Raw genomic sequence first — 8,760 nt, forward strand, 5'->3', positions numbered from 1 at the left:
CAATAGAGTCTTTATAGCCTCTTATTGTTAATCTAGGACAAATGTTAAAAGCCCTAGGATGTAAATCTGTAACATTAGGTGGAATAACTATTTGTTTTAATTCTTTACAATTTAAAAATGCATTTTCGCAAATTGTTGTAATTGTATTAGGTAATATTAAATACTTAATATATTTGTTATTTGTAAATGCATAGCTATTAACTACTTTTACATCTTGAGGAATAAAATAAGTGGAACTTTGTTTAGATGATGGATAAGTAAGAATATTACTTAAATCTTTTGTAAATAATATGCCTTTTTTACTACAGTAGTTTTTATTATCATCATCTATATTTATGCTTACCAAATTTTCACACTTAATGAATGATTTATCTTCTATCAAATTAATATCTTCAGATAGATATATATCTTTTAAATTAATACATTCTGAAAAAGTGTTATTATCTAAAGTTGTATAAGATGGTGGTATAATATATTGTGTTAAGCTATTAAGAGTATCGTTATTTATTAAATTTATGAGTATTTCTTTTGTAAATTTAGACTGTGATGATTTTTTTTTATTATTTATATTATGTGATAAGTGTTTATGATTAGTTTTAGAATATTCCTTGTGAACTATATATGCAATTATAAGTATGACGATTATTATAATGATTAGAAAAAGAATATACATAATAATAGCCTCCTTAATATTTTAAATTAAAAATTATTTTTAAGTTTATCATAAGCATTATTAATTTTTTTGTACATTTCCTCCATTTCTTTCTTTATTTTATATGGCACATTTTGAGAATTATATTTGTCTGGGTGATAAGTTTTACAAAGATAAGCATACTGTCTTTTTAAGTCTTGGATACTGCATCCTCTTTCAAGACCAAGTATTTCATAGTATTCATCAAGAGGATGTTTATGATTTTTATTAACTTTGTCATTATCAAGTTTATGTTTTAGAAATTCATTAAACTTTTCTTTGTAAATTTTTGTAGGTATTTCAAAGATAGATAGATAATCTTTTATAATTTCCTCTTGGTTAGAATTTAATGTATCATTATCTATAAAAAAAACTGAGAGTATGTCAGATAATATATCGAACTCTAAATTAAAATTATCACATAATTGGTTTATGGATTTTTTTAAGAAAAGTATAACATTTTTATTGTAATCATTAAACCTTGCATAATCATATTGGGCGAACAACCAGCTTTCTTGGTCTTCATTTATATCAAAAGATTCAATATATTCCACAATAAAGTCTCTTTCTTCACAGGAAATCAATTTATCAACCTTTGCACAGTATGTTAATAACTGAACTAAATAATCCGCTGCTGCGTTTGATACTTTTTTCTCATCGTATGTGTTAAATCCAATTTTTCTAAATGTATTTTTGCAATTAGTGCAGTTATATATACCATCCTCCAAATTATATTCTGTACTGCAAAAAGGGCATTTAATTTTAGAATAATTAAAATTTACTTCATTTGATTGAGTATCTATATATCCTTTCGATAATAAATCTTCGAGAATAGGCATGTAAAAACCTCCTAATAAATAAATATTTATGCATATAATTAAATTATATATAAATTAAATTTCCTTAGCAATCATATACATATAATACAGGTTTAATAAAATATAAATATTATATAAATTTATTTATTATGAGGTATTAATCAGGAGGGAGAAGATATTGAGTGAGATACAAAAGGGAACAAATACTGCTGATTTAAATGACATATACGAAGCTATACGGAAGATAAGGAGAGATATAAAATTAGTTAATAAAAATACTAAAAAAAATATACTATCTGTAGAATGCCTAAAAAATGAAATGAGTAATAGTAATGAACAAATATTTAGATTGAAAAAAGAGTTAGAGCAAAAAAACTTTGATGAGGTAAAAATATATAGAAAAATATTAATTTTATTAGATCAACTTGATAATGTTTATAAGTTTGCACATCAGTGTGAAAATAAAGCATTAATTGATAATTTAAATAGTGTGAAAAAAATTACTAGAAAGGAAATCTCAGAAATTAATTTATGTGAGATTAACCCACTGGGAGATTTATTTAATCCTGATATACATAGATGTATTTCAAGAGTGGAAGATTCTTCTAAAGAGCATGGGGAAATAATTTCAGTAATTGAAACAGGATATATTTTAAAGGGAAAAGTACTTAGGCCAGCTTTAGTGATTGTTGCAAAATAAAATAATAAGGGGGATATTAATTATGGGAAAGATAATAGGAATTGACTTGGGAACTACAACATCTGAAATATCTTATATTGAAAATGGAGAACCTAAAATCATACCAGATTGTTTTGGTAATAGAATAGTACCATCTGTAATAGGAAAAAAAGAAGATGAAAGTATAGTTGTGGGACAAGTGGCATATAATCAGTTGATTTCATCACCAGATAGAACTGTGTCTGAAGTAAAACGATTAATGGGTACAGATGCAAGAATACCTTTAGGGAATAAGGAATATTTACCTCATGAGATATCTGGTATTTTACTTAAAGAATTAAAAAACTATGCTGAAGCTTATTTAGGGGATGAGGTAGTAGAAGCAGTGATTACAGTTCCAGCAAACTTTAATAACTCTCAAAGGAAGCTTACTAAAATGGCAGGTGAACTAGCTGGATTAAAAGTTGAAAGAATAATAAATGAACCTACAGCTGCAGCTATGGCTTATGGAATGAATAATTCTAATAAGGAAGAAAAAATTCTAGTATTTGATTTAGGTGGAGGAACATTTGATGTATCAGTGCTTGAAATATTTGAAGGAATATTAGATGTAAAATCAAGTAGAGGAAATGATAAATTAGGTGGTAAAGATTTCGATGGGAGAATAGAAAAATATATAGAAGAAGAATTTGAAATTACATATGAATTAGGTTTATATGAAAATATAGATTTAGATACAGTTTATAGTATAAGGTCAAGAGTAAAAGAAGCAGCAATTCATGCTAAGAAAGAATTATCAAATCAGCTGAGCACTACAATTAATATACCTTTTATAAGAATAATAGATAATAAGCCAATAAATATTAGTTTAGAGCTTACTAGAGAAAAATTTAATAAACTCACTAAAGATTTGGTAATGTCTACTACAGATAAAATAAAAGAAGTTTTAAAAGCTTCAAACTTAAAAGAAAAAGATATAGACACTGTTGTACTTGCAGGTGGCTCCAGTAGAATAGTAGCAGTTAAGGAATTAGTTGAAAGTATGTTTCCAGGAAAAATAACATCAGGCATAAATCCAGATGAAGCAGTAGCCCTTGGAGCGGCTATACAAGCAGGATTAAAAAATAATCAAATTACAGATGAAGAGACTTTTATTATAAGTGATAAATGTAGCTATAACCTTGGAACAAGTATAATTAAAATAGGTGATGGAAAAGTTATCGATGGATGTTTTGACTGTATAATTCCAATAGATAGCACTATACCTTGTTCTAAAAAGAAAACATACTATACTGCTGTAGATAACCAAGAAGAAGTAAGAGTGGAAGTATATGAAGGAAATGAAATTATGGCAGAAGATAATACTAAAATAGGTGATTTTATATTAAGTGGAGTTCCTGAAGGAAAGGCTGGAGAGCAAAGCATAGATATAGAATTTGATTATGATTTAAATGGAATACTTGAGGTTAAAGCAACTGTAGTAAGTACGGGAAAATCAATCAATAAAATAATAGATAACTTTAGATTAATAGAATTACCACAAGATAAACTGGTAGATGAAAGTATTAATAAAGCCATGCATTTAAATACTTGGAAAAATTATAATTTGGGTGAAAGTGTAAAAGATATTATAGAATTAGCTGAAAATAAAATGAATGAATTAGATGAAGAATTGTGCGAAGTATTAAAAAATATAGTTGAAAAACTCAAATTAGCAATAATTGATGAAGATAAAGAATTGGTAGAAAAATATGATGAAGCACTAACAGATATCTTATTTAAGCTAAAATAAGATTATGATTATGATTTTTTCAATAAATAGTATATACTAATAGTAGTAATCAAATAATTTTGTTATAATTAATATAAAATAATAAAGACAATACATATTTTTTATATAAAATAAAAACAAAGGGGAAAGTAAATGGGGCAAATTAATCCGACAAAATCAAAAATAGCATCAGTAGCATGGAAATTATTTTATGAACAAGGTTATGAAGCTACGACAGTAGATCAAATCATAAATGAATGTGGAATGTCAAAGGGTAATTTTTATCATTATTTTAGAGCAAAAGATGAATTATTAAATTCTTTATCTGATATGTTCGACGAAGAGTATGAAAGTATTATGGAGAAATTAGATAAAGATATGAATAGTTTTGATAAACTTATAGAAACAACTAGACACTTATTTAGATTTATAGAAGAAAGAGTTCCTGTTGATTTATTAGCTATATTATATTCTTCTCAGATAATAAAAAAAGGACAAAAACATTTGCTAGATCAAACAAGAGTATACTATAGAGTTTTACAACAAATAATAACTGAAGGTCAAGATAGAAATCAAATTAAAAATGATAGATCATCAAGAGAAATAGTGAGAATTTATGCTATGCAAGAAAGAGCTGTTCTATATGATTGGTGTATTTGTGAAGGCAATTATCCTTTATCTTCTTATGGAGTAGAATTAATAGAAATTTTTCTAAAGGATTTTAAAATAGAGTAAGGAAGGTAGTATTAATGAAACAAATTTGTATTAAATTAACTAGAGACAATTATAATTTTAGATTTAAACAATATGAAGGTATGTTTTTTCATGCTGAAATAGGAGATAGTGAAGTTATTAAATATAAAATTACTAAAGACGAAAAAGGAGAAGAACTTAAGGAATTTGGTAATACTCACATAAAGGATGATATGATATATATTCCACAAATAGAAGCTTATTTAGATTTAAAGAAAATGAAATAAGATTTTAATTATTATAATTTAAAATTGATTTATAAAAAATGCCATCAAATTATTCAAATAAATTGATGGCATTTTTTATTTGTAATTTAATAAATTTAGACAAAGATTAAAAGGATATTTTATCTTGTATAAATTCTAGAAATAATTATAAACTAACTTCACTTGAAGGAATAGAGATAGATAGCGCATTAAATAGAATAATTTTATTTAGGCAAACTAATAATATATAAGTATATATATGGATACAAGTTAAAATAATATGTAAACTATTGCATAATTGTCCAAATTTATGTAAAATCTAAAATTAATAGAAAATGACATTAAAGGAGAAATGCAGATGAGTACAAATGAAAAAAAGAAAAAATCACTTAAGCTACCAACGGCTTATACAGTATTATTGTCAATAACTGCGATTATTGCAATAGTAACAAATTTTATACCAGGAGTGAAGGCAGCTAGTTTGTCAGACTTTATTATGGCTCCAATAAATGGATTAAATGAGGCAATTGATATTGCTATATTTGTCTTATTAATTGGTGGTTTTTTAGGAGTAACTACAAAAACAGGAGCATTAGATGCAGGTATAGGAAATGTAGTTGCTAAATTAAAAGGAAAAGAATTAGTTTTAATACCTGTTTTGATGTTTTTATTCTCTCTTGGTGGAACTAGTTTTGGTATGGCTGAAGAAACTATAGCTTTTACAGCATTAGTTACAACTACAATGATTATAGCAGGATTTGATCCACTAGTATCTGTGGCAACGATTATTTTAGGAGCAGGATGTGGGGTTTTAGGTTCTACAGTTAATCCATTTTTAGTTTCAGTAAGTATAGGAGCATTAAAAGGTGTGGGAATAGATGTAAATCAAGTAATCGTTATTGGTACAAGTATAGCTTTATGGTTATCATCATTACTTATATCAATATTTTTTGTAATGAATTATGCTAAAAAAGTTCATAGAGATAAATCTCAAACACTATTATCAGATTCAGAGATAAAACAAGCCAACGAAGCATTTATAGGAAATAAAAATGGTGAAGAAGAGGTAATAGAATTCACAGGAAAGAGAAAAATAGTTTTAGCATTATTTGCTTTCACATTTTTAGTAATGGTAGCAGGAATTATTCCTTGGGAAGAATTTGGTATAAATCTATTCATACACACTGACTTTTTAACAGGGGCGGCCCTGGGGAATTGGTGGTTCTCTGAACTTAGTATGTGGTTTGTAATTATGGCAGTAGTCATAGGTTTAGTTTATAGAATGAAAGAAATTGAAATAGTAAATGCTTTCTTAGAGGGTGCTGCTGATATGGTGGGAGTAGCATTAGTTATAGGTGTGTCAAAAGGTATATCAGTTATTATGAGTACTACTGGATTAGATGCTTATGTATTAAATTCTGTTTCGTCTGTGTTAGTTGGTATGTCACCTATAGTATTTACAATAGTTGCTTACTTAATATATATGGCATTATCATTTTTCATACCATCTACATCTGGTTTATCAGGTTTATCAATGCCTATATTTGGACCTTTAGCAGTTAGTTTAGGATTCCCGCCAGAAGTTATAATATCCATATTTAGTGCAGGTAGTGGTATTGTAAATTTAGTTACACCTACAAGTGGAGTTATAATGGGTACACTAGCTATAGCGAAGGTGGATTATTCATCATGGGTTAAATTTGTGAGCAAAGTATTAGTTGCTATATTTATATCCTCTGCAATAATATTATCTATAGCTATGATGTTTATATAGATTAAAAAGGAGAAGTTAAATGATATTAAATATTAAAAATCCAAAAGTACAATTAGTTTTTAAATATTTTGAAGAAATATCTAAGATACCTAGATGTTCAGGACATGAACAAGAAATAAGTAATTATTTAGTAAGTGAAGGGAAAAGGCTAGGACTGGAAACTATTCAAGATGAAACTCTGAATGTAATAATAAAAAAGCCAGCTACAGAAGGATACGAAAATAATCCTGGAGTAATACTTCAAGGACATATGGATATGGTTTGTGAAAAAAATAAAGATACTGAACATGATTTTACTAAAGATGAAATAAAACTAAGATTAGAAGGAGATCATTTATATGCTACTGGAACAACATTAGGAGCTGATAATGGAATAGCAATTGCCATGGGACTAGCATTATTAGCTTCAGATGATATACCTCATCCACCACTTGAAGTAGTTTATACAGTAAATGAAGAAGTTAGCATGATAGGTGCTATGAATTTAGATGGAAGTCTTTTTAAAGGAAGATACATCATAAACTTAGATTCAGAAGAAGAAGGTAAAATAACTGTAAGCTGTGCAGGTGGTGTTACAGCAGTGGTTACTATAAATAAAGAGTACAAAGAAATTACTTATCCTAAAACTGCTTATTCTCTAATAATAAAAGGTCTACAAGGTGGACATTCTGGTATGGAAATAGATAAGCAAAGAGGAAATTCTAATGTATTAATGGGAAGAGTTTTAAATAATCTTTGTAAAAATGGAAAAATAGAGTATGATTTAGTAAATATACATGGTGGGCTTAAAAATAATGCCATACCTCGTGAAGCAGAATGTGTAATTTTAGTAGATAGTCAATATGAAGAAAGTTTACAAAAAGAAATTAGTAAGATGCTAAACATACTTAAAAATGAATATAAAACTTCAGATCCAGAAGTTAATTTAGAATGTCATAAGTTAGAGGAAAATTATGATAAAGCTCTAACTAATGAAGTTAAAGAAAAGATAATTAGTGTACTAAACTTAATGCCTAGAGGGATTCAAACTATGAGTGCTGATATAGAAGGACTTGTTGAAAGTTCTACTAACTTAGGTGTTGTAGTTACTAATGATGACGAGATTAAGTTTGAGCTTGCTACTAGAAGTTCAGTGAAGAGCTTAAAAGATGATTTAAATGATAGAATGGACTTATTATGCAAGTCTTTAGGTGTTAAGTTTGATTTGGAAGATGATTATCCTGAGTGGGAATATGTGAAAAATTCTAAATTAGAAAAGATTTGTGTAGATACTTATGAAGAGGTGACAGGTAAAAAGCCTGAGATAATTGCTATTCATGCTGGGCTAGAGTGTGGACTGTTACTTGATGCTATAAAAGGTGCAGAGGCCGTTTCTATTGGGCCTGATTTGTTTGATGTACATACACCAAATGAGCACTTAAGTATAGGTTCTACTGAGAGAACTTGGGAGTATTTAGTTGCAGTGCTTAGGAATGTGAAGTAAGTGAGAGAGTTCTTCCTTTTTGGAAGAGCTCTTTTTTGTGTGTGGGAGCTCAAATAAGTAAAAGATTAGTTGAAATAGGGTAGCAAGCTTTATTAAAAAATATAATTCTCAAAAGTAAGTATATAAGTGGAATAAGATAAAATATTAAAAGCTGCTATACTATATGGTGAAGTAGCTTTATTTATTAATAAGTCTATATATTGTATAAATATATGTTAAGGTGGAATAATAATTTTAAAAAATAAAAAGGTTGATATTAATTTTATTTTATAATTATTTAAAATATACTTTAATATCATATTTAAATATAAGGAGAATACATATGATTTTAGACAATGAAAAATATAAAAAAGTTAGAGTAGCTCAATCACAAGGAGCAAGAACAGTTAAAGACGTTAAAGAAATGACAGATATAGTTATTGAAGATGATGATGAATATAGGAAAATAGATAGGGTACTACAAAATGTTTGTAAGTGCCAAAATATATCAGTAAATGAAGTAGTAGAAGCAGTTAAAAATGGAGCAGATACATTAGAAAAAGTAATGGATGAGACAAAAGCAGGTACAGGATGTGCTAGATGTAG

The 8,760-nt window shown here is 27.5% G+C and carries 9 protein-coding genes; 7 read left to right on the forward strand and 2 right to left on the reverse strand.

The window, feature by feature from the left end; all coding sequences use genetic code 11:
* A partial coding sequence (locus J7G74_RS15130) for a leucine-rich repeat domain-containing protein (protein WP_297136860.1) occupies positions 1–673 on the reverse strand: 673 nt, incomplete at its 3' end.
* A 26-nt stretch (positions 674–699) separates the two neighbouring features.
* Positions 700–1,530: a J domain-containing protein gene (locus J7G74_RS15135; RefSeq protein ID WP_297136862.1), complete on the reverse strand. Its 831-nt coding sequence runs from the start codon at positions 1,528–1,530 to the stop codon at positions 700–702.
* 157 nt (positions 1,531–1,687) lie between these two features.
* On the opposite strand from J7G74_RS15135, the gene J7G74_RS15140 reads away from it, so the two are divergent.
* From J7G74_RS15140 to J7G74_RS15170, 7 genes are all read left to right on the forward strand, one after another.
* The gene (locus J7G74_RS15140) at positions 1,688–2,209 is read left to right on the forward strand and encodes a nucleotide exchange factor GrpE (RefSeq protein WP_297136864.1); all 522 of its coding nucleotides are present in this window, start codon (positions 1,688–1,690) and stop codon (positions 2,207–2,209) included.
* A 22-nt stretch (positions 2,210–2,231) separates the two neighbouring features.
* Positions 2,232–3,980: an Hsp70 family protein gene (locus tag J7G74_RS15145; RefSeq protein ID WP_297136865.1), complete on the forward strand. Its 1,749-nt coding sequence runs from the start codon at positions 2,232–2,234 to the stop codon at positions 3,978–3,980.
* Between the two features lie 132 nt (positions 3,981–4,112).
* Positions 4,113–4,694 (forward strand): TetR/AcrR family transcriptional regulator, encoded by a 582-nt coding sequence (locus J7G74_RS15150; RefSeq protein WP_297136867.1) that lies wholly within the window; start codon positions 4,113–4,115, stop codon positions 4,692–4,694.
* Between the two features lie 23 nt (positions 4,695–4,717).
* Positions 4,718–4,939 carry a hypothetical protein gene (locus tag J7G74_RS15155; protein WP_334299746.1) on the forward strand — a complete coding sequence of 74 codons (222 nt, stop codon included), beginning with the start codon at positions 4,718–4,720 and terminating at the stop codon, positions 4,937–4,939.
* A gap of 337 nt (positions 4,940–5,276) precedes the next feature.
* Positions 5,277–6,692, forward strand: coding sequence for a YfcC family protein (locus J7G74_RS15160; RefSeq protein ID WP_297136870.1), 1,416 nt, complete (start codon positions 5,277–5,279; stop codon positions 6,690–6,692).
* A gap of 19 nt (positions 6,693–6,711) precedes the next feature.
* Positions 6,712–8,175, forward strand: coding sequence for an aminoacyl-histidine dipeptidase (locus J7G74_RS15165; protein ID WP_297136871.1), 1,464 nt, complete (start codon positions 6,712–6,714; stop codon positions 8,173–8,175).
* A gap of 322 nt (positions 8,176–8,497) precedes the next feature.
* Positions 8,498–8,760 (forward strand): (2Fe-2S)-binding protein (locus J7G74_RS15170; protein WP_297136873.1); only part of this gene is annotated, 263 nt, incomplete at its 3' end.

The sequence above is a fragment of the Terrisporobacter sp. genome (assembly GCF_017888745.1).
GTDB lineage: Bacteria > Bacillota > Clostridia > Peptostreptococcales > Peptostreptococcaceae > Terrisporobacter.

Coding starts and splice junctions, on each gene's coding strand:
- J7G74_RS15135 (WP_297136862.1), bottom strand. CDS start 1,530: ATGCCTATTCTCGAAGATTTATTATCGAAAGGATATATAGATACTCAA.
- J7G74_RS15150 (WP_297136867.1), top strand. CDS start 4,113: ATGGGGCAAATTAATCCGACAAAATCAAAAATAGCATCAGTAGCATGG.
- J7G74_RS15160 (WP_297136870.1), top strand. CDS start 5,277: ATGAGTACAAATGAAAAAAAGAAAAAATCACTTAAGCTACCAACGGCT.
- J7G74_RS15165 (WP_297136871.1), top strand. CDS start 6,712: ATGATATTAAATATTAAAAATCCAAAAGTACAATTAGTTTTTAAATAT.
- J7G74_RS15145 (WP_297136865.1), top strand. CDS start 2,232: ATGGGAAAGATAATAGGAATTGACTTGGGAACTACAACATCTGAAATA.